This is a genomic window from Streptomyces sp. NPDC043878, from assembly GCF_056435735.1.
The window spans coordinates 141,639-162,105 of the sequence record NZ_JBWKDW010000008.1 but is presented as its reverse complement, the minus strand read 5'-3'; the positions used below and the strand labels follow the sequence as shown (position 1 = coordinate 162,105).

Annotated in this window: 19 protein-coding genes; 17 read left to right on the top strand and 2 right to left on the bottom strand. The window is 71.2% G+C overall.

Annotated features, from left to right (window positions below; genetic code table 11):
• Positions 1–143 precede the first annotated feature (143 nt).
• The 15 genes from pgsA (at position 144) to AC07AZ_RS13755 (ending at position 15,879) form a co-directional block, all read left to right on the top strand.
• On the top strand, positions 144–905 hold the full coding sequence (gene pgsA / locus AC07AZ_RS13825) for a phosphatidylinositol phosphate synthase (RefSeq protein ID WP_478847381.1): 762 nt from the start codon (positions 144–146) through the stop codon (positions 903–905).
• Entirely contained in the window at positions 902–1,819 is a 918-nt protein-coding gene (locus AC07AZ_RS13820) for a phosphatidylinositol mannoside acyltransferase (RefSeq protein WP_478847171.1), read from the top strand. The genes pgsA and AC07AZ_RS13820 overlap by 4 nt, the downstream gene beginning before the upstream one ends.
• Positions 1,816–2,979 carry a glycosyltransferase family 4 protein gene (locus tag AC07AZ_RS13815; RefSeq protein ID WP_478847169.1) on the top strand — a complete coding sequence of 388 codons (1,164 nt, stop codon included), beginning with the start codon at positions 1,816–1,818 and terminating at the stop codon, positions 2,977–2,979. The genes AC07AZ_RS13820 and AC07AZ_RS13815 overlap by 4 nt, the downstream gene beginning before the upstream one ends.
• A 394-nt stretch (positions 2,980–3,373) precedes the next feature.
• Positions 3,374–3,913 carry a LemA family protein gene (locus tag AC07AZ_RS13810; RefSeq protein WP_478847167.1) on the top strand — a complete coding sequence of 180 codons (540 nt, stop codon included), beginning with the start codon at positions 3,374–3,376 and terminating at the stop codon, positions 3,911–3,913.
• A gap of 160 nt (positions 3,914–4,073) precedes the next feature.
• Positions 4,074–4,985, top strand: coding sequence for a pyridoxal 5'-phosphate synthase lyase subunit PdxS (gene pdxS, locus AC07AZ_RS13805; RefSeq protein WP_478847165.1), 912 nt, complete (start codon positions 4,074–4,076; stop codon positions 4,983–4,985).
• Positions 4,986–4,992: 7 nt separating this feature from the next.
• A complete protein-coding gene (gene pdxT, locus AC07AZ_RS13800; RefSeq protein WP_478847163.1) occupies positions 4,993–5,601 on the top strand; it encodes a pyridoxal 5'-phosphate synthase glutaminase subunit PdxT in 609 nt (202 codons plus the stop codon).
• A 75-nt stretch (positions 5,602–5,676) separates the two neighbouring features.
• Positions 5,677–6,429, top strand: coding sequence for a YebC/PmpR family DNA-binding transcriptional regulator (locus tag AC07AZ_RS13795; RefSeq protein ID WP_478847161.1), 753 nt, complete (start codon positions 5,677–5,679; stop codon positions 6,427–6,429).
• Positions 6,430–6,556: 127 nt separating this feature from the next.
• A complete protein-coding gene (gene ruvC, locus AC07AZ_RS13790) occupies positions 6,557–7,087 on the top strand; it encodes a crossover junction endodeoxyribonuclease RuvC (protein WP_478847159.1) in 531 nt (176 codons plus the stop codon).
• Complete coding sequence (ruvA, locus tag AC07AZ_RS13785; protein ID WP_356042284.1) at positions 7,084–7,689, top strand: Holliday junction branch migration protein RuvA; 606 nt, start codon at positions 7,084–7,086, stop codon at positions 7,687–7,689. Before ruvC ends, ruvA begins: the two co-directional genes overlap by 4 nt.
• A 112-nt stretch (positions 7,690–7,801) precedes the next feature.
• On the top strand, positions 7,802–8,872 hold the full coding sequence (gene ruvB / locus AC07AZ_RS13780) for a Holliday junction branch migration DNA helicase RuvB (RefSeq protein WP_478847156.1): 1,071 nt from the start codon (positions 7,802–7,804) through the stop codon (positions 8,870–8,872).
• Positions 8,873–9,048: 176 nt separating this feature from the next.
• On the top strand, positions 9,049–9,561 hold the full coding sequence (gene yajC / locus AC07AZ_RS13775; protein WP_478847379.1) for a preprotein translocase subunit YajC: 513 nt from the start codon (positions 9,049–9,051) through the stop codon (positions 9,559–9,561).
• Between the two features lie 132 nt (positions 9,562–9,693).
• Positions 9,694–11,457, top strand: coding sequence for a protein translocase subunit SecD (gene secD, locus AC07AZ_RS13770; protein WP_478847154.1), 1,764 nt, complete (start codon positions 9,694–9,696; stop codon positions 11,455–11,457).
• Between the two features lies 1 nt (position 11,458).
• Positions 11,459–12,577: a protein translocase subunit SecF gene (gene secF / locus AC07AZ_RS13765; protein ID WP_478847152.1), complete on the top strand. Its 1,119-nt coding sequence runs from the start codon at positions 11,459–11,461 to the stop codon at positions 12,575–12,577.
• Positions 12,574–13,122, top strand: coding sequence for an adenine phosphoribosyltransferase (locus AC07AZ_RS13760; protein WP_478847150.1), 549 nt, complete (start codon positions 12,574–12,576; stop codon positions 13,120–13,122). The genes secF and AC07AZ_RS13760 overlap by 4 nt, the downstream gene beginning before the upstream one ends.
• A gap of 228 nt (positions 13,123–13,350) precedes the next feature.
• Positions 13,351–15,879 (top strand): RelA/SpoT family protein, encoded by a 2,529-nt coding sequence (locus AC07AZ_RS13755; protein WP_478847148.1) that lies wholly within the window; start codon positions 13,351–13,353, stop codon positions 15,877–15,879.
• A 79-nt stretch (positions 15,880–15,958) separates the two neighbouring features.
• Here the strand turns inward: AC07AZ_RS13755 and AC07AZ_RS13750 are convergent, their stop codons facing one another.
• Positions 15,959–17,188, bottom strand: a complete 1,230-nt coding sequence (locus tag AC07AZ_RS13750) for a DUF349 domain-containing protein (RefSeq protein ID WP_478847146.1) — start codon at positions 17,186–17,188, stop codon at positions 15,959–15,961.
• Between the two features lie 132 nt (positions 17,189–17,320).
• Positions 17,321–18,142, bottom strand: coding sequence for a peptidylprolyl isomerase (locus tag AC07AZ_RS13745; RefSeq protein WP_478847144.1), 822 nt, complete (start codon positions 18,140–18,142; stop codon positions 17,321–17,323).
• A 178-nt stretch (positions 18,143–18,320) separates the two neighbouring features.
• On the opposite strand from AC07AZ_RS13745, the gene AC07AZ_RS13740 reads away from it, so the two are divergent.
• A complete protein-coding gene (locus AC07AZ_RS13740) occupies positions 18,321–19,028 on the top strand; it encodes an MBL fold metallo-hydrolase (protein ID WP_478847142.1) in 708 nt (235 codons plus the stop codon).
• A gap of 11 nt (positions 19,029–19,039) precedes the next feature.
• Complete coding sequence (gene hisS / locus AC07AZ_RS13735) at positions 19,040–20,302, top strand: histidine--tRNA ligase (protein ID WP_478847140.1); 1,263 nt, start codon at positions 19,040–19,042, stop codon at positions 20,300–20,302.
• Positions 20,303–20,467: the final 165 nt, after the last annotated feature.

Sequence of the window (20,467 nt, the reverse complement as noted above, 5' to 3'; positions counted from 1 at the left end):
TGACGCCCGCGGTTCTTCGAGCTTTCCACTCCCGTCACGGTGCGTCCATACGAGGGACGCGATCGCGCCGTTACCCGGATGGCGCACGGCCGTGACCCGGGGGCCGGGTGCCCGGCGGACGCCCGCGCCCGGGCGTGACTACGATGGGCCAGCCGGTGGCCAGCAGGGGCCGCGCGGCCACACCGACCCTCGGGAAGGCCATGCTGAACAAGTACGCGCGTGCATTCTTCACGCGTGTCCTCACCCCGTTCGCCGCGTTTCTCATCCGCCGGGGCGTCACCCCCGACACGGTCACGCTGCTCGGTACCGCCGGCGTGATGGCGGGCGCGCTGGTCTTCTACCCCCGGGGCGAGTTCTTCTGGGGCACGATCGTGATCACACTGTTCGTGTTCTCCGACCTCGTCGACGGCAACATGGCCCGCCAGCTGGGCCGCAGCAGCCGCTGGGGGGCCTTCCTGGACTCCACGCTGGACCGGGTGGCCGACAGCGCGGTCTTCGGCGGCTTCGCCCTCTGGTACGCGGGCAACGGCGACGACAACGTGCTGTGCGCCGTCTCGATCTTCTGCCTGGCCAGCGGCCAGGTGGTGTCGTACACCAAGGCGCGCGGCGAGTCGATCGGCCTGCCGGTCGCCGTCAACGGCCTCGTGGAGCGCGCCGAACGCCTGGTGATCTCGCTGGTCGCGGCCGGGCTCGCGGGCCTGCACGCGTTCGGCGTGCCGGGCATCCAGGTGCTGCTGCCGATCGCGCTGTGGATCGTCGCCGTCGGCAGCCTGGTCACGCTGATCCAGCGGGTCGTGACGGTCCGCCGGGAGTCCGCCGAGGCGGAGGCCGCGGCGGCCGCGGCCGGGCAGGATCCGCAGGACGACCCGGCGAACGCCTCCCGGGGGAGTGAGGCGGCGAAGTGAGCGCCCAGGAGCGGCTCACCGACGGGCTCTACGGCCTCGGCTGGGGGGCGGTCAGGAAGCTGCCCGAGCCGGTCGCCGTGCGCCTCGGGCGGCAGATCGCCGACCTCGCCTGGAAGCGCCGGGGCAAGGGCGTACGGCGGCTGGAGAGCAACTACGCGCGCGTGGTGCCCGACGCGAGCCCGGAGCGGCTCGCCGAGCTCTCGCGCGCGGGCATGCGGTCCTACCTGCGGTACTGGATGGAGTCCTTCCGGCTGCCCGCGTGGAGCGCCGAGCGCGTCCGGCGGGGCTTCGAGGCGGAAGACCTGCACCACCTCACCGACGGTCTGGCCGCCGGCCGGGGTGTGATCCTCGCGCTGCCGCACATGGCCAACTGGGACCTCGCCGGCGCCTGGGTCACCACCCGTCTCAAGACCCCGTTCACCACGGTCGCCGAACGCCTCAAGCCGGAGTCGCTCTACGACCGTTTCGTCGCCTACCGCGAGGGCCTCGGCATGGAGGTCCTGCCGCACAGCGGCGGCACCGCCTTCGGCACCCTCGCCCGGCGGCTGCGCGACGGCGGCCTGATCTGCCTGGTCGCCGAGCGCGACCTGTCCGCCTCCGGAGTAGAGGTCAAGTTCTTCGGCGAGGCCGCCCGGATGCCCGCCGGCCCGGCCCTGCTCGCCCAGCAGACCGGCGCCCTGCTGCTGCCCGTGACCCTCTGGTACGACGACTCGCCCGTGATGCGGGGCCGGGTCCATCCGCCGGTCGAGGTCCCCGAGACAGGTACGCGGGCCGAGAAGACGTCTGTCATGACACAGGCGCTGGCCGATGCCTTCGCCACCGGCATCGCCGACCATCCGGAGGACTGGCACATGCTCCAGCGCTTGTGGCTCGCCGACCTGGAACCCCGCCCCGCGGACGGGGAGCGGCCGTGAGGATCGGCATCGTCTGCCCGTACTCCTGGGACGTGCCCGGCGGCGTCCAGTTCCACATCCGGGACCTCGCCGACTACTTCATCCGCCTCGGGCACGAGGTGTCCGTCCTCGCACCGGCCGACGACGACACCCCGCTGCCGCCGTACGTCGTCTCGGCGGGGCGTGCGGTGCCGGTGCCGTACAACGGCTCGGTGGCCCGCCTGAACTTCGGGTTCCTGTCCGCCGCCCGGGTCCGCCGCTGGCTGCACGACGGCGCGTTCGACGTCATCCACATCCACGAGCCGACCTCGCCCTCGCTCGGCCTGCTGGCCTGCTGGGCGGCGCAGGGCCCGATCGTGGCGACCTTCCACACGTCCAACCCGCGCTCCCGGGCGATGATCGCCGCGTACTCCATCCTCCAGGCGGCCCTGGAGAAGATCAGCGCCCGGATCGCCGTCAGCGAGTACGCGCGCCGCACGCTTGTGGAGCACCTCGGCGGGGACGCGGTGGTCATTCCCAACGGCGTCGACGTGGACTTCTTCGCCCGGGCCGAGCCCAAGGCGGAGTGGCAGGGCGAGACGATCGGGTTCATGGGCCGCATCGACGAACCCCGCAAGGGACTGCCGGTGCTCATGAAGGCACTGCCGAGGATCCTCGCCGCGCGCCCGCGCACCCGGCTGCTCGTCGCGGGGCGCGGGGACGAGGAGGAGGCCGTCGAGACCCTGCCGAAGGAACTGCGCGGGAACGTCGAGTTCCTCGGGATGGTCAGCGACGAGGACAAGGCCCGCCTGCTGCGCAGCGTCGACCTGTACGTGGCCCCCAACACCGGCGGCGAGAGCTTCGGGATCATCCTGGTGGAGGCCATGTCCGCCGGGGCCCCGGTCCTCGCCTCCGACCTGGACGCCTTCGCGCAGGTCCTCGACCAGGGCGCGGCCGGCGAGCTGTTCACCAACGAGGACGCGGACGCGCTCGCCGAGACCGCCCTACGGCTCCTGGGCGACCCGGAGCGCCGGGCGGAGCTGCGGGAGCGCGGCAGCGCGCATGTGCGGCGGTTCGACTGGTCGACGGTCGGAGCGGACATCCTGTCGGTGTACGAGACGGTCACCGACGGGACGACGGCGGTGGCCGCGGACGAACGCAGCACGGGCCTGCGGGCACGGTTCGGGCTGGCGCGGAACTGAGCGGGGGGTGCGGCCGTGCTTGGCCGCCGTACGTGACCTCCTGCTCGCCGCCGGGCCGATGTGCCCGGCTTTCTGCGCGGCGGGTCGTTGTGCCTGACTGCCCGTCCGGCGGGCCGTGTCTGACCTCGCGCCCTCGGGCTGTCGTGTGTGATCTCCTGCCTGGCGGGTCGTCGTGCCCGACTGCCCGCTCGCCGGGCCGACGTGCCTGACTTCCCCCGGTGGGCTGTGTCCGACTTCCCCCGGTGGGCTCTCGCCCGCCGGGCCGCCGTACCTGATCTCCCGCCCGGCGGGAACGGTCGACGCGGCCCGCGGCCCGCGGCCCCGTCCGGCGTGCGGCCCCGTCCGGCGTGGGGCCCCGCGAAGGCGTCACCGGCCCCCGGTAGCCTTGCCGCCCGTGACCGCAACCCTCATCTGGATCCTCGTCGCACTCCTGGCGATCGGCCTGTACCTCAGCTGGACGGCGGGACGCCTGGACCGGCTGCACGCCCGGATCGACGCGACGCGCGCCGCCCTCGACGCCCAGTTGCTGCGCCGCGCCTCGGTGACCCAGGAACTGGCCACCTCCGGGGTCCTCGACCCGGCCGCCTCCATCGTGCTGTACGAGGCTGCGCACGCCGCCCGGCAGGCCGAGGAGGAGCAGCGGGAGGTCGCCGAGAGCGAGCTCAGCCAGGCGCTGCGCGCCGTGTTCGCGGAGGCGCCGCAGGTGGAGGCGGTCCGTGAGGCGCCCGGTGGAGAGGCCGCGGCCCGGGAACTGACCGAGGCGGTCCGCCGGGTGCCCATGGCCCGGCGCTTCCACAACGACGCGGTCGGCGCCGCGCGCAGGCTCCGGGAGCACCGCAAGGTGCGCTGGTTCCGGCTGGCGGGACACGCGCCGTTCCCGATGGCGTTCGAGATGGACGACGAGTCACCGGCGGCCCTCGCGGACCGCTCCTAGGTCCCGGTCGCGGGATCCGGACGAGTCCGCCTGACCTGCGCGTTCTCGGCCACCGGCCGGAAAACGATCCACCGTCTTCCCATTGGCCCTTGCTGTGGACTGGTCCGCTCGCGTTTCCTCGGAACTGCAGAACCCTTCCTTCCCCTCAGTGAGGTCACCCGTGTCCAGCACGTTCTCCGAAAACCAGACGCCCGAGACCGGCACCGCGCGCGTGAAGCGCGGTATGGCCGAGCAGCTCAAGGGCGGCGTGATCATGGACGTCGTCGACGCCGAGCAGGCGAAGATCGCCGAGGACGCGGGCGCCGTGGCGGTCATGGCCCTGGAGCGGGTCCCGGCGGACATCCGCAAGGACGGCGGCGTGGCCCGCATGTCGGACCCGAACATGATCGAGGAGATCATCGAGGCCGTCTCGATCCCGGTCATGGCCAAGTCCCGCATCGGCCACTTCGTCGAGGCCCAGGTGCTGCAGTCCCTCGGTGTCGACTACATCGACGAGTCCGAGGTGCTCACCCCGGCCGACGAGGTCAACCACTCCGACAAGTGGGCGTTCACCACCCCCTTCGTCTGCGGCGCCACCAACCTCGGTGAGGCCCTGCGCCGCATCGCCGAGGGCGCGGCCATGATCCGTTCCAAGGGCGAGGCCGGCACCGGCAACGTCGTCGAGGCCGTCCGCCACCTGCGCCAGATCAAGAACGAGATCGCCAGGCTCCGCGGCTACGACAACAACGAGCTGTACGCCGCCGCCAAGGAGCTGCGCGCGCCGTACGAGATCGTCAGGGAGGTCGCCGAGCTCGGCAAGCTCCCGGTCGTGCTGTTCTCCGCCGGTGGCGTGGCCACCCCCGCCGACGCCGCCCTGATGCGCCAGCTCGGCGCCGAGGGCGTCTTCGTGGGCTCCGGCATCTTCAAGTCCGGCGACCCGGCCAAGCGCGCCGCCGCCATCGTGAAGGCGACCACCTTCTACGACGACCCGAAGATCATCGCGGACGCGTCCCGCAACCTGGGCGAGGCCATGGTCGGCATCAACTGCGACACCCTCCCCGAGGCCGAGCGCTACGCCAACCGCGGCTGGTAACCCCCTCATGAGCGAAGCACCTGTCATAGGCGTCCTGGCTCTCCAGGGCGACGTGCGGGAGCACCTCGTCGCCCTGGCCGCGGCGGACGCCGTGGCCAGGCCGGTGCGGCGGCCCGAGGAGCTCGCCGAGGTGGACGGCCTGGTCGTCCCCGGCGGCGAGTCCACCACCATCTCCAAGCTGGCCGTGCTCTTCGGCGTGATGGAGCCGCTGCGCGCACGTGTGCGCGCGGGCATGCCCGTCTACGGCACCTGCGCCGGCATGATCATGCTCGCCGACAAGATCCTCGACCCGCGCTCGGGCCAGGAGACCGTCGGCGGCATCGACATGATCGTGCGCCGCAACGCCTTCGGCCGGCAGAACGAGTCCTTCGAGGCCGCCCTCGACGTGCGGGGCATCGAGGGCGATCCTGTAGAGGGCGTGTTCATCCGCGCCCCCTGGGTGGAGTCCGTCGGCGCCCGGACCGAGGTGCTCGCCGAGCACGGCGGCCACATCGTCGCGGTCCGCCAGGGCAACGCGCTCGCCACCTCGTTCCACCCGGAACTGACCGGCGACCACCGCGTGCACGGCCTGTTCGTCGACATGGTGCGCGCGAACCGGGCAGCGGAGTCCTTGTAGGATTCCCGGGGTCCCCCCAGACTTCCCAGACTGGGGGAGTTCGTACGGGATGGGTTACGCGAAGGAGACAGGCAGATGTCCGGCCACTCTAAATGGGCCACGACGAAGCACAAGAAGGCCGTGATCGACGCCAAGCGCGGCAAGCTCTTCGCGAAGATGATCAAGAACATCGAGGTCGCGGCCCGCACCGGTGGCGCCGACGTGTCCGGCAACCCGACGCTGTTCGACGCCATCCAGAAGGCCAAGAAGAGCTCGGTCCCGAACAAGAACATCGACTCCGCGGTCAAGCGCGGCGCCGGTCTCGAGGCCGGTGGCGCCGACTACGAGACGATCATGTACGAGGGGTACGGCCCGAACGGCGTCGCGGTGCTCATCGAGTGCCTCACCGACAACCGCAACCGCGCCGCCTCGGACGTCCGCGTCGCCATGACCCGCAACGGCGGCTCGATGGCCGACCCGGGTTCCGTCTCGTACCTGTTCAACCGCAAGGGTGTCGTGATCGTCCCCAAGGGCGAGCTGGCCGAGGACGACGTCCTGGGCGCAGTCCTGGACGCGGGCGCCGAGGAGGTCAACGACCTCGGCGAGACCTTCGAGGTCATCTCCGAGGCCACCGACCTGGTCGCGGTCCGCACCGCCCTGCAGGACGCCGGCATCGACTACGACTCCGCCGACGCCAACTTCGTCCCGACCATGCAGGTCGAACTCGACGAGGACGGCGCCCGGAAGATCTTCAAGCTGATCGACGCCCTCGAGGACAGCGACGACGTGCAGAACGTCTTCGCCAACTTCGACGTGAGCGACGAGGTCATGGAGAAGGTCGACGCGTAACGCCGCCGCGCGCTGCACCGGTTGACCGGGCCGACGGGACACGCCCCCGTCGGCCCGTCGCCATGTCGGCCGTTGTCGGTGGCACCCGATAGCCTGCACGAACAGGAGATCGACGTGAGGGGGCGGGGTGCGCGTACTGGGTGTCGACCCGGGGCTGACCCGGTGCGGTGTGGGGGTCGTCGAGGGCGTCGCGGGGCGCCCGCTGACCATGCTCGGCGTCGGCGTCGTACGCACGCCCGCGGACGTCGAGTTGGGCCGGCGCCTCGTCGCCGTCGAGCAGGGCATCGAACAGTGGCTGGACGAGTACCGGCCCGAACTCGTCGCCGTGGAGCGGGTGTTCAGCCAGCACAACGTCCGCACCGTGATGGGCACCGCCCAGGCCAGCGCCGTCGCCATGCTCTGTGCCGCCCGCCGCGGCATCCCCGTCGCCCTGCACACCCCCAGCGAGGTCAAGGCCGCCGTCACCGGCAGCGGCCGCGCCGACAAGGCCCAGGTCGGCGCGATGGTGACCCGCCTGCTGCGGCTGAGCGCGCCCCCGAAGCCCGCCGACGCCGCCGACGCCCTCGCGCTCGCCATCTGCCACATCTGGCGCGCCCCCGCCCAGAACCGACTCCAGCAGGCCGTCGCCCTGCACACTTCGAAAGGCCGTACGGCATGATCGCCTTCGTGAGCGGCCCGGTCGCCGCCCTCGCCCCGGACTCCGCGGTGGTCGAGGTGGGCGGGATCGGCATCGCCGTCCAGTGCACACCGAACACCCTCTCCGGACTGCGCACCGGACGGCAGGCGAAACTGGCCACGTCCCTGGTCGTCCGCGAGGACTCGCTGACCCTGTACGGCTTCGCGGACGACGACGAGCGGCAGACCTTCGAACTGCTCCAGACCGCGAGCGGCGTCGGACCCCGGCTCGCCCAGGCGATGCTCGCCGTCCACACGCCGGACGCGCTGCGCCGGGCCGTCGCCACCGCTGACGAGAAGGCGCTCACCGCCGTCCCCGGCATCGGCAAGAAGGGCGCCCAGAAGCTGCTCCTGGAGCTGAAGGACCGGCTGGGAGAGCCGCTCGGCGCGCCCGCGATCGGCACCGCGGTCACCTCCGGCTGGCGCGACCAGCTGCACGCCGCCCTGATCGGCCTCGGCTACGCGACCCGCGAGGCCGACGAGGCCGTCGCCGCGGTCACCCCGCAGGCGGAGGCGGCCGGCGGCGCCGTGCAGGTGGGCCAGTTGCTCAGGGCGGCCCTGCAGACCCTGAACCGAGCCCGCTGAACCGACCGCGCCGCCCCCGGGGTGCGGGGCGCACCGCACGCCGTGCCCGCCCCGGGGCGGACGCACCCCGGCCGATCGCCCCGCCCGGCGAGCCACCGCAAGGAGAACCGCAGTGAACTGGGACGACACGACCGACAGCTCCGCCGACGAGCGGCTCGTCGGCGCGTCCGCCGACGGTGAGGACCAGGCCGTCGAGGCCGCCCTGCGGCCCAAGGACCTGGGCGAGTTCATCGGCCAGGAGAAGGTCCGCGAGCAGCTCGACCTGGTGCTGCGCGCCGCCCGCGCGCGGGGCGCCACCGCCGACCACGTCCTGCTCTCCGGCGCCCCCGGCCTCGGCAAGACCACCCTGTCGATGATCATCGCGGCCGAGATGGGCGCCCCCATCCGCATCACCAGCGGGCCCGCCATCCAGCACGCCGGCGACCTCGCGGCGATCCTGTCCTCCCTCCAGGAGGGCGAGGTCCTCTTCCTCGACGAGATCCACCGCATGTCCCGGCCCGCCGAGGAGATGCTGTACATGGCGATGGAGGACTTCCGCGTCGACGTCATCGTCGGCAAGGGCCCCGGCGCCACCGCGATCCCCCTCGAACTGCCGCCCTTCACCCTGGTCGGCGCCACCACGCGCGCGGGCCTGCTGCCGCCCCCGCTGCGCGACCGCTTCGGCTTCACCGCGCACATGGAGTTCTACGAGCCCGCGGAGCTGGAGCGGGTCATCCACCGCTCGGCGAACCTGCTGGACGTGGAGATCGACACCGACGGCGCCGCGGAGATCGCCGGCCGCTCCCGCGGCACACCCCGCATCGCCAACCGCCTGCTGCGCCGCGTGCGCGACTACGCCCAGGTCAAGGCCGACGGACGGATCAGGAAGGACATCGCGGAGGCGGCCCTCGCGGTCTACGAGGTCGACGCCCGCGGCCTCGACCGGCTCGACCGGGGCGTGCTCCAGGCACTGCTGAAGCTGTTCGGCGGCGGGCCCGTCGGCCTGTCCACGCTCGCCGTCGCGGTGGGGGAGGAGCGTGAGACCGTGGAAGAGGTGGCCGAGCCCTTCCTCGTCAGGGAGGGACTGCTGGCCCGTACCCCGCGCGGGCGGGTCGCGACCCCTGCGGCCTGGGCGCACCTGGGGCTCACCCCGCCCCGGTCGGCGAGCGGGGGAAACGGACAACAGGACCTGTTCGGGGCGTGACGGCGAGGGCACTGGCCCGGCCAGGAACCCAGGTGCCATGCTGAGCGTTGTTCCATGCGCGTGGACTCGCTTAGACTCCGCCGATGCCGCCTTCGTCGGCGGTATACACACCCCCATCCATCAGGCCGCCGTCCGCCGCGGTCGTGCGAAGGAAACTCCGTCCCGTGAATATCACCATGCTCCTCCCCTTCATCGTGCTCATCGGGGCCATGTTCCTCATGACCCGCTCGGCCAAGCGCAAGCAGGCGCAGGCCGCCGCCATGCGCAACGAGTTGCAGCCCGGCAGCGGCGTCCGCACGATCGGGGGCATGTACGCGACGGTCAAGGAAGTCAACGACGAGACGGTTCTCCTCGACGCGGGTCCGGGTGTCGAGCTCCTCTTCGCCAAGAACTCGATCGGGGCCGTCCTCACGGACGACGACTACAACCGCATCGTCCACGGTGTCGAGCACGACCTGAAGTCCGACACCGACCTCGTCCCGGACGACGCCTCCTCCCTCACCGGGACCGACGACTCCGCGGACGACGCTGCCGCCGTCTCCGACGACAAGCCCGTCGACTTCGGCAAGAAGGAGACGGCCGGGGAGCAGGCCGGGACGAAGGCCGAGGAGCCGGCCGACGCCGGCACCGCCGAGGCCACCACGGGCGACGAGCCGAAGAAGACCGACGGCGAGGCCGGCGCGAAGTAGCCGCATCCCCGGGCGCGCGGACCAGCTCCGCGCGCCCCGGTTCATGCGCAGCTCGCACGGGACCCCGACACCATGTCATGGCCGCCCGCCCGCAGATCCGGCGCGCGGCGGCCCGAGAGGGAGTACGAGAAGGTGGCAGCACCTAAGAAGGGCCGGAGCGCGAGCGCCCAGAGCAAGCCGTGGCGCTCGCTGGCCCTCATCCTGATCGCCATCGTGGCGCTCACCGGCGGGATGTTCGCCTCCGGGCACACCACTCCGCGCCTCGGCATCGACCTTGCCGGCGGTACGAGCATCACGCTCCGGGCGGTCCCGGAGAAAGGCCAGGAATCCGCGATCAACAAGACCAACATGGACACAGCGGTCGACATCATGAACCGCCGTGTCAATGGTCTTGGTGTCTCGGAGGCCGAGGTTCAGACCCAGGGCGACAAGAACATCATCGTCAACATCCCCAAGGGCACGAACTCCAAGGAGGCCCGGGACCAGGTCGGCACCACCGCGAAGCTGTACTTCCGCCCCGTGATCGCGACCGAGGTCAGCGGCGGCGCCGCCACGGCCACCCCGTCGCCGAGCGCCTCCGGCAGTTCCAAGGACAAGGCGACCGGCAAGGCGACCGGCAAGGCCGGCTCGTCCTCGTCCCCCTCCGCCTCGGCGTCCCCGTCGGCGTCCGCCAGCACGCAGGGGCGAGCCGTCACCGACGCCCTGAAGGCGGGCAGCTCCCCGTCGGCGAGCAGTTCGGCCGCCGCGAGCGGCTCCCCGACCCCCAGCGCCTCCGTCGACCCGGCGACCGCGAAGCTCCAGGCGCAGTACGCGGCGCTGGACTGCAGCAAGAAGTCGGTCCGCAGCACGGCCGGCAAGGGGGCCAAGGCCACCGAGCCCACCGTCGCCTGCGGCCAGAACTCGGGCGGCCAGTGGCAGAAGTACGTCCTCGGCGCAGCCGCCGTCGACGGCACGGACGTCAAGAAGGCGCAGGCCGTCTTCAACACGACGACCGCCGCCGGCTGGACGGTCACGATGGAGTTCACGGGCAAGGGCACCAAGAAGTTCGGGGACATCACCGGTCAGCTGGCCAAGAACCAGCAGCCGCAGAACCAGTTCGCGATCGTCCTCGACGGTGAGGTCGTCTCCGACCCGTCCGTCAGCGAGGCGCTGACCGGCGGCAGCGCGGAGATCTCCGGCAGCTTCGGCCAGCAGGAGGCGCAGAGCCTCGCCAACATGCTGTCGTACGGCGCGCTCCCGCTGACCTTCAAGGAGGACAGCGTCACCACGGTGACCGCCGCCCTCGGTGGCGAGCAGCTGCACGCCGGTCTGATCGCGGGCGCCATCGGCCTCGCCCTGGTCGTCATCTACCTGCTGATCTTCTACCGCGGTCTGTCCGTCATCGCGATCCCGTCGCTGCTGGTCTCCGCGGCCCTCACCTACGTGATCATGGCGCTGCTCGGCCCGGCCATCGGTTTCGCGCTGAACCTGCCGGCCGTCTGTGGTGCCATCGTGGCGATCGGTATCACCGCGGACTCGTTCATCGTGTTCTTCGAACGCATCCGGGACGAGATCCGTGAGGGCCGCTCGCTGCGCCCCGCAGTCGAGCGGGCGTGGCCGCGTGCCCGGCGCACCATCCTGGTCTCCGACTTCGTCTCGTTCCTGGCCGCCGCGGTGCTGTTCATCGTCACCGTCGGCAAGGTCCAGGGCTTCGCGTTCACGCTCGGTCTGACCACCGTGCTCGACGTGGTCGTCGTCTTCCTGTTCACCAAGCCGCTGATGACGATCCTCGCCCGCAAGAAGTTCTTCGCGAACGGCCACAAGCTCTCCGGCCTCGATCCGAAGGCACTCGGCGCCAAGCCTCCGCTGCGCCGCACCCGCCGTCCGGCCGCCCCCGTCGACCCGAAGGAGGCGTGAGATGTCGAAGCTCGGCAACCTCGGCGCCCGACTGCACCGCGGCGAGGTCGGCTACGACTTCGTCGGCAACCGCAAGATCTGGTACGGCATCTCGATCCTGATCACCATCACGGCCATCCTCGGCCTCGCGGTGCGCGGCCTGAACATGGGCATCGAGTTCCAGGGCGGTGCCGTCTTCACCACCCAGAAGAACATGAGTGTCTCGGTCGCCCGGGCCGAGACGTTCGCGCAGGAAGCGTCCGGACACGACGCCATCGTCCAGAAGCTCGGTGACGGCAGCCTGCGCGTCCAGATCGCCGGTATCGACACCGACAAGTCGGACCAGATCAAGGAGACGCTCGCCAAGGACCTGAAGGTCGACTCGGAGAGCATCAACGCGGACCTGGTCGGTCCCAGCTGGGGCGACCAGATCGCCAACAAGGCGTGGCAGGGCCTGGCGATCTTCATGGTCCTCGTCGTGATCTACCTGGCGATCGCGTTCGAGTGGCGCATGGCGCTCGCGGCGCTCGTCGCCCTGATCCACGACATCACCATCACGGTCGGCATCTACGCCCTCGTCGGCTTCGAGGTCACGCCGGGCACGGTGATCGGTCTGCTGACGATCCTCGGTTACTCGCTCTACGACACGGTCGTCGTCTTCGACAGCCTCAAGGAGCAGACGCGGGACATCACCAAGCAGACCCGCTGGACCTACAGCGACATCGCCAACCGGTCGATCAACAGCACCCTGGTCCGCTCGATCAACACCACCGTGGTCGCGCTGCTGCCGGTCGGCGCCCTGCTGTTCATCGGCGGCGGCGTCCTCGGCGCCGGCATGCTCAACGACATCTCGCTGTCGCTGTTCGTCGGCCTCGCGGCCGGCGCGTACTCCTCGATCTTCATCGCCACGCCGCTCGTCGCCGACCTCAAGGAGCGCGAGCCGCAGATGAAGGCGCTGCGCAAGCGCGTCCTCGCCAAGCGGGCCCAGTCCGCCGCGAAGGGCGAGCCGCTGGAGAGCGAGTTCGCCGACGAGCCGCTGGACGACGAGCCGGACGACGAGGCCGCGGCGGTCGTCGGCCCGCGCCACCAGCCCGCGTCCCGCAGCCGTGGCCGTGGACGTCCCTCGGGGAAGCGCCGATGACCGAGATCACCGACATCTCGGAGCTGCTGCTCAGCCGCATCCGTGACGTGGCGGACCACCCGGAGCCGGGTGTGGTGTTCAAGGACATCACCCCGCTCCTGGCGGATCCGGCGGCGTTCACCGCGCTCACCGAAGCCCTGGCGGAGATCGCCGGGCGCTCCGGCGCGACGAAGGTCGTCGGCCTGGAGGCCCGCGGCTTCATCCTCGGCGCCCCCGTCGCCGTCCGCGCCGGGCTCGGTTTCATCCCCGTGCGCAAGGCGGGCAAGCTCCCCGGGGCGACCCTCGGCCAGGCCTACGACCTGGAGTACGGCTCCGCCGAGATCGAGGTGCACGCCGAGGACCTGAGCGCCGACGACCGCGTGCTGATCGTCGACGACGTGCTCGCCACCGGCGGCACCGCCGAGGCGTCCATCCAGCTCATCCGCCGGGCCGGGGCCCAGGTCGCGGGTCTCGCGGTGCTGATGGAGCTCGGCTTCCTCGGTGGCCGTGCCCGGCTGGAGCCGGCCCTCGGAGGCGCCCCCCTGGAGGCGCTGCTCAAGCTCTGAGGGACCGGGCCGACACCGGGGTCACACCCCGGGCGGAAGCCCCGGCGCAAGCCCTGAGACACCCGTAGGACACCGCGGAGGCGGGCCCGGAGGAATCCGGCGCCCGCCTCCGGCGTTGTGGGGGATGAGGCCGTCACCGTGGCCTGAAGGAGATCCGGGGGCACGGGATCGCTACCATGGGACCTCCGGAGCCTGACCGGGGGACCCGGATCCGCACGAGGAGTCCTCTTGGCAGACGAGGCCCAGCCACTCACCGCCGCCAAGCCCGAGCCCGGCTCGGCCCCCGCGGCGAAGCCCGCGCCGCCCGCGACGGACGCGAAGAACGACACCGGCGGGCCGGTCGAGCACGCCCAGTCCGCGCCGGTCGAGAAGTCCGCCGAGCAGGCGCGTCCCAAGCCCGCCCCGGCCGAGCGTGCCGCGGCCCCGCAGGCACCCCGCCCGGCCGCGGGCCAGCCCGCCCGCTCCGGCTCCTCCAACCGTGTCCGCGCCCGGCTGGCCCGGCTGGGTGTCCAGCGCTCCAACCCCTACAACCCGGTCCTGGAGCCGCTGCTGCGGATAGTGCGCAGCAACGACCCGAAGATCGAGACGTCGACGCTGCGGCAGATCGAGAACGCCTACCAGGTCGCCGAGCGCTGGCACCGCGGCCAGAAGCGCAAGAGCGGCGACCCGTACATCACCCACCCGCTCGCCGTCACCACGATCCTCGCCGAGCTCGGCATGGACCCGGCCACGCTCATGGCGGGCCTGCTGCACGACACGGTCGAGGACACCGAGTACGGCCTCGACCAGCTCCGCCGCGACTTCGGCGACTCCGTGGCGCTGCTCGTCGACGGTGTCACCAAGCTGGACAAGGTCAAGTTCGGTGAGGCGGCGCAGGCCGAGACCGTGCGCAAGATGGTCGTGGCCATGGCCAAGGACCCGCGCGTCCTGGTCATCAAGCTCGCCGACCGCCTGCACAACATGCGCACCATGCGCTATCTCAAGCGTGAGAAGCAGGAGAAGAAGGCGCGCGAGACCCTGGAGATCTACGCGCCGCTCGCCCACCGCCTGGGCATGAACACCATCAAGTGGGAGCTGGAGGACCTCGCCTTCGCGATCCTCTACCCCAAGATGTACGACGAGATCGTCCGCCTGGTCGCCGAGCGCGCCCCCAAGCGCGACGAGTACCTGGCCATAGTGACCGACGAGGTCCAGGCCGACCTGCGCGCGGCCCGCATCAAGGCGACGGTCACCGGCCGCCCGAAGCACTACTACAGCGTCTACCAGAAGATGATCGTCCGCGGCCGGGACTTCGCGGAGATCTACGACCTGGTGGGCATCCGCGTCCTGGTGGACACCGTCCGCGACTGCTACGCGGCCCTCGGCACGGTGCACGCGCGCTGGAACCCGGTCCCCGGCCGGTTCAAGGACTACATCGCGATGCCCAAGTTCAACATGTACCAGTCGCTGCACACCACGGTCATCGGACCCAACGGCAAGCCGGTCGAACTCCAGATCCGGACGTTCGACATGCACCGCCGCGCCGAGTACGGCATCGCCGCGCACTGGAAGTACAAGCAGGAGGCCGTCGCCGGCACCTCCAAGGTGCGCTCGGACGCGCCCCGGATGACCGGCAAGGACGACCACCTCAACGACATGGCGTGGCTGCGTCAGCTCCTCGACTGGCAGAAGGAGACCGAGGACCCCGGCGAGTTCCTGGAGTCCCTGCGCTTCGACCTCTCGCGCAACGAGGTCTTCGTCTTCACACCCAAGGGTGACGTGATAGCGCTGCCGGCGGGCGCCACCCCCGTCGACTTCTCGTACGCGGTGCACACCGAGGTCGGCCACCGCACGATAGGGGCACGGGTCAACGGACGCCTGGTGCCGCTGGAGTCGACCCTGGACAACGGCGACCTGGTGGAGGTCTTCACCTCCAAGGCGGCCGGCGCGGGCCCCTCCCGCGACTGGCTCGGCTTCGTCAAGTCGCCGCGTGCCCGCAACAAGATCCGCGCCTGGTTCTCCAAGGAGCGGCGCGACGAGGCGATCGAGCAGGGCAAGGACGCGATCGCGCGGGCGATGCGCAAGCAGAACCTGCCGATCCAGCGCATCCTCACCGGGGACTCGCTGGTCACGCTCGCGCACGAGATGCGCTACCCCGACATCTCGTCCCTGTACGCGGCGATCGGCGAGGGCCATGTGGCCGCGCAGAGCGTCGTGCAGAAGCTCGTGCAGGCACTCGGCGGGGAGGAGGCGGCCACCGAGGAGATCGACGAGGGGGTCCCGCCGGCCCGCGGCCGCAAGCGGCGCAGCAACAACGACCCGGGTGTGGTCGTCAAGGGCGTCGACGACGTCTGGGTCAAGCTGGCCCGCTGCTGTACGCCCGTCCCCGGCGACCCCATCATCGGTTTCGTCACGCGGGGCAGCGGAGTGTCGGTGCACCGCAGCGACTGTGTGAACGTCGAGTCACTGTCCCGCGAGCCCGAGCGCATCCTCGAGGTCGAGTGGGCGCCGACGCAGTCCTCGGTCTTCCTGGTCGCCATCCAGGTCGAGGCGCTGGACCGCTCCCGGCTCCTGTCGGACGTCACCCGCGTCCTGTCCGACCAGCACGTCAACATCCTCTCCGCGGCCGTCCAGACCTCCCGCGACCGCGTCGCCACCTCCCGCTTCACCTTCGAGATGGGCGACCCCAAGCACCTGGGACACGTCCTGAAGGCGGTCCGGGGCGTCGAGGGCGTCTACGACGTCTACCGCGTGACCTCGGCCCGGCAGCAGCGCTGAGGGTCCCCCGTACGACGGACGAGGGCCCCGCGACTCGGGAAGGAGTCGCGGGGCCCTCGTGCCGTGCGGAGGGGGCCGGTCAGCCGCCGAACTCGTGCAGGCCCTTGAGCGCCTGGTCCAGAAGCGCCTGACGGCCCTCCAGCTCGCGCTCCAGCTTGTCGGCTCTGGAGGAGTTGCCCTGGGCGCGCGCCTGCTCGATCTGGCCCCGGAGCTTGTCCACGGCGGCCTGGAGCTGGCCGGTGAGACCCGCGGCACGTGCGCGTGCCTCCGGGTTCGTCCGGCGCCACTCGGCCTCCTCGGACTCCTGGATGGCCCGTTCCACGGTGTGCATCCGGGCCTCGACCTTGGGCCGCGCGTCGCGCGGCACGTGGCCGATGGCCTCCCAGCGCTCGTTGAGCGTGCGGAACGCGGCCCGGGCCGCCTTCAGGTCCGAGACCGGCAGGAGCTTCTCGGCCTCCTCGGCCAGCTCCTCCTTGAGCTTCAGGTTCTCCGACTGCTCGGCGTCCCGCTCGGCGAAGACCGAGCTGCGGGCGGCGAAGAAGACGTCCTGGGCACCGCGGAAGCGGTTCCACAGGTCGTCCTCGTGCTCGCGCTGGGCACGGCCCGCGGCCTTCCACTCCGCCATCAGTTCGCGGTAGCGCGCGGCCGTCGGCCCCCAGTCGGTGGAAGCGGACAGCCCCTCGGCCTCGGTGACCAGCCGCTCCTTGGTGCGGCGGGCGTCCTCGCGCTGCGCGTCCAGCGACGCGAAGTGCGCCTTGCGGCGCTTGGAGAACGCCGAGCGCGCGTGCGAGAAGCGGTGCCACAGCTCGTCGTCCGACTTGCGGTCGAGCCGCGGCAGCCCCTTCCAGGTGTCCACCAGCGAACGCAACCGCTCACCGGCCGCCCGCCACTGGTCGGACTGGGCCAGCTCCTCCGCCTCGGCGACCAGCGCCTCCTTGGCGTGCCGTGCCTCGTCGGACTGCTTGGCGCGCTGGTGCTTGCGCTCCTCGCGGCGGGCCTCGACGGTCTCGACGAGCTTGTCCAGCCGGGTCCGCAGGGCGGCCAGGTCGCCGACCGCGTGGTGGGCGTCCACCTGCTCGCGCAGGTGGTCGATGGCGGTCTGGGCGTCCTTCGCGGACAGGTCGGTGGTCTTCACACGCTTTTCGAGGAGGCCGATCTCGACCACCAGGCCCTCGTACTTGCGCTCGAAGTAGGCCAGCGCCTCCTCGGGGGAGCCGGCCTGCCAGGAACCGACGACCTGCTCGCCGTCAGCCGTACGCACGTACACGGTCCCCGTCTCGTCGACGCGGCCCCACGGGTCGCTGCTCACAGCGCCTCCTCCACATGATGCCGGAGGTCTTCTGTTCCCCCGGGCATCGTCCACAGTTTCGTCACGGCCAACATAGGCGACCGGCGGGTTGCCTGTCCGCATCCCGCGCGACCGAAATTACGCAGTTGGGGGTCAGGATTTCGTGACGGTCGCCTTGTTGATCACGACCGTCGCGTTGGGTGCTCCGTCGCCCCCTCCGGTGCTCTCCCCGGCGGCGGCGATCTTCTTCAGCACCTTCATTCCGGACGCCGAAACCGTACCGAACGGGGTGTAGCTGGGCGGCAGCTGGCTGTCCCGGTAGACGAGGAAGAACTGGCTGCCTCCGGTGTGCGCCTGACCGGTGTTCGCCATCGCGATCGTGCCCGCCGGGTAGACGTTGCTCTTGAGGCTCTTGTCCTTCAGGTTCTCGTCCGGGATCGTGTAGCCGGGGCCGCCGCTGCCGGAGCCCGTCGGGTCGCCGCACTGCAGCACGTAGATGCCGTTGGTGGTGAGCCGGTGGCACTTGGTGTGGTCGAAGTAGCCCTTGCCGGCGAGGAAGTCGAAGGAGTTGACGGTGTGCGGCGCGGCCGCCGCCTTCAGCGCCACGTCTATCCCACCGCACGTCGTGGCGAGCTTCATCGTGTACTTCGCCGACTTGTCGACGGTGACCGCCGGCTCCTTCTTCCAGCTCAGCTTCTTCACCGAGCCGGGCGCGGCCTTCTCGCACGGGTCCGGCGCCTTGCTGGGGGCCTTGGCGCTCGGGGAGGTCTCGGCGCTCGCACTGGCCTTCTTGCCGTCGTCCTTGAGGACGCCGGTCGTGTACAGCGCCACGCTGCCGATCACGATCACGCCGAGCACCGACGCGATCACCGAGTTGCGCATGCGCGCCCTGCGGCGCGCTGAGGTGCGCCGCTGCTGCTGCCGCAAGAACTTCTCCCGGGCGAGCTGCCGCTTCCGCTGTTCCTGGGTGACCACCGGGTTCTCTCCTCATGCGTCTCGTACGCCTGCTGGGACGCGTGCGTCTTGTGAGCCGACCGCCTGCGTGTGCCCCGTACCGTATATGGGTTCGCTGAGGAATCGGCAGCGCCGGTAGGCTCTGACCACAGGCGCAGCCATTCTCAAGCCACCCGTACCGACACAACGAGGGACGATCGTGCTCATTGCCGGGTTCCCCGCCGGGGCCTGGGGGACGAACTGTTATCTCGTCGCCCCCGCCGCCGGTGAGGAGTGCGTGATCATCGACCCCGGCCACCAGGCCGCCCAGGGAGTCGACGAGGCGCTGAAGAAGCATCGGCTCAAGCCCGTCGCCGTCGTCCTCACCCACGGCCACATCGACCACGTGGCCTCGGTCGTCCCGGTGTGCGGCGCGCACGACGTACCGGCCTGGATCCACCCCGAGGACCGGTACATGATGGCCGACCCGGGGAAGGCCCTCGGGCGTTCCATCGGGATGCCGCTGATGGGTGAGCTGACCGTGGGGGAGCCGGACGACGTCAGGGAGTTGACCGACGGCGCGAAGCTGGAGCTGGCCGGTCTGGAGCTGTCCGTCGCGCACGCCCCCGGCCATACCAGGGGGTCGGTGACCTTCGGGATGCCCGAGACCGCGGAGATCCCGCCGGTCTTCTTCTCGGGCGACCTGCTCTTCGCCGGCTCCGTCGGACGCACCGACCTGCCCGGCGGTGACATGGCCGAGATGCTCGACTCGCTGGCCCGCGTGTGCCTGCCGCTCGACGACTCGACCGTGGTGCTGTCGGGCCACGGCCCCCAGACGACCATCGGCCGGGAACGCGCCACCAACCCGTATCTGCGGCAGGTGGCCGCCGGCCAGGGAGCCTCGCCGGCTCCCCGACGAGGAATGTGACGAGACCTTCCGTGAGCACCTTCAAGGCCCCCAAGGGCACCTACGACCTCATCCCGCCGGACTCCGCGAAGTTCCTGGCGGTCCGCGAGGCCATCGCCGCGCCCCTGCGCACCTCGGGCTACGGCTACATCGAGACACCCGGTTTCGAGAGCGTGGAGCTCTTCGCGCGCGGTGTCGGCGAGTCGACGGACATCGTGACGAAGGAGATGTACGCCTTCGAGACCAAGGGCGGCGACAAGCTCGCCCTGCGCCCCGAGGGCACCGCCTCCGTGCTGCGCGCCGCCCTGGAGGCCAACCTGCACAAGGCGGGCAACCTCCCGGTCAAGCTCTGGTACTCGGGCTCGTACTACCGCTACGAGCGCCCGCAGAAGGGCCGTTACCGCCACTTCTCGCAGGTCGGTGCCGAGGCGATCGGTGCCGAGGACCCGGCCCTGGACGCCGAGCTGATCATCCTGGCCGACCAGGCGTACCGCACGCTGGGTCTGCGGCAGTTCCGGATCCTGCTCAACAGCCTGGGTGACAAGGAGTGCCGTCCGGTCTACCGCGCGGCCCTCCGGGACTTCCTGCACACCCTGGACCTGGACGAGGAGACGCTGCGCCGCGCCGACCTCAACCCGCTGCGTGTCCTGGACGACAAACGCCCCGACGTCCAGAAGCAGTTGACGGACGCCCCGCTCCTGCGCGACTACCTCTGCGACGCCTGCAAGGCGTACCACGAGGAGGTTCGCGACCTGGTCACGGCGGCGGGCGTCACCTTCGAGGACGACCCCCGGCTGGTGCGCGGCCTGGACTACTACACGCGTACCACCTTCGAGTTCGTCCACGACGGTCTGGGTTCCCAGTCCGCGGTGGGCGGCGGCGGCCGCTACGACGGGCTGTCGGAGATGATCGGCGGCCCCGCGCTGCCGTCGGTGGGCTGGGCCCTGGGCGTCGACCGGACGGTCCTCGCGCTGGAGGCCGAGGGTGTGGAACTCGAACTCCCCTCCGCCACCAGCGTGTTCGCGGTGCCCCTCGGCGAGGAGGCCCGTCGCATCCTGTTCGCGAAGGTCACCGAGCTGCGCAAGGTGGGCATCGCGGCCGACTTCGCCTACGGCGACAAGGGCCTCAAGGGCGCGATGAAGAACGCCAACCGCAGCGGCGCCCGCTACACGGTCGTCGCCGGTGAACGCGACCTGGCCGAGGGCGTCGTGCAGCTCAAGGACATGGAGTCCGGTGAGCAGACGGCGATCGGTGTGAACGAGATCGTGGCCGAGCTGGAGTCGAGGCTGGGCTGAGCGCGCGGGGCGGGGGGGGGGGGGGGGGGGGGGGGGGGGGGGGGGGGGGGGGGGGGGGGGGGGGGGGGGGGGGGGGGGGGGGGGGGGGGGGGTGGGGGGGGGGGGTGGGGGGGGGGGGGGGGGAGGGGGGTTACGCGGCGGTACGCGGACTGCTCGCGCGCGCGG